The 842-nt window shown below is 73.8% G+C and carries 1 pseudogene; it reads right to left on the bottom strand.

Features of this window, described 5'->3' with window-relative positions:
- Positions 1-721 (bottom strand): annotated as a pseudogene (locus tag FV228_RS31185) (hypothetical protein); the annotation flags it as partial.
- Between the last annotated feature and the right edge of the window lie 121 nt (positions 722-842).

Genomic DNA, 842 nt, shown 5'->3' with positions numbered 1-842 from the left:
CATGCCGGCGCAGGCCGCCCGGCAAGGTCATGGCCGCCCCGAAGGCGCCCGCCCCGAACGCGGTCGGCGGCGCGCCGTGCTCCAGGGCGTAGGCGCTGTCGATCAGGTGGAGCCAGGGTTCGAGATCGATCTCCCAGGCCTGCGCGGTGGGGGCGAAGCGGCGCACCCCCCCTTCGATCACCCGGTCGGCGACCCGCCGGGCCGGCTCCGGGCGCCAGTCCGGCCCGGCCTCGACGACGCGCAGCAGCGTCGAGGGGCCGTGGGCCCAGACCGCCTCGGCCAAGCGCGCGAAGTCGGAATCCGGGGCGTCGCGGTCGACCTTGCGGACCAGGATCCTCGATCCGTCGGCGAGCTCGTCCAGCATCTTGCGCTTCAGGTGGGCGAGCCGGCCGTATTCGCGCTCCACCAGCACGTCCGGGTCGATCGAGCCGGCGGGATGGCCGGTGTTCGACCAGATGTTGTAGGCCACACTGCGGCAGTAGTAGGTGCCGCCGTCGCTGATCGCGATGCGCAGGTCCCCCGGCGCGCCGAAATCCGCAAATCCGCAGCGCAGGCCGCGGATCAGGTCCTCCATCGGCGTGTAGGCGAAGCGCAGCAGGCCCGACGGCTCGACCCCGCCGTAGCGCTGCACGAAGCCGAACTCGCAATTGCCGCCCAGGCTGCGAAACCCGTGGAGCCGCTCCGAAAGCCTCGCGGCCGCCGCGTTCCTGATCCCGGTCACTGTCGTCCGCTCTGATCCCGCCGCACCCCGCCGGGACAGATCGCGGCGTCCGCCCGGTTTTGTCCAGCCCCGCCCGCGCATGGGGGCGGGGCGCGGCCGGCCCGGGAGGAGGGGCCCCCAC

The sequence above is a fragment of the Methylobacterium sp. WL18 genome, from assembly GCF_008040015.1.
In the GTDB taxonomy this organism is placed as follows: Bacteria; Pseudomonadota; Alphaproteobacteria; order Rhizobiales; family Beijerinckiaceae; genus Methylobacterium; species Methylobacterium mesophilicum.
The sequence above is the reverse complement of the archived record's forward strand: the minus strand, read 5'-3'. Positions and strand labels throughout refer to the sequence as shown.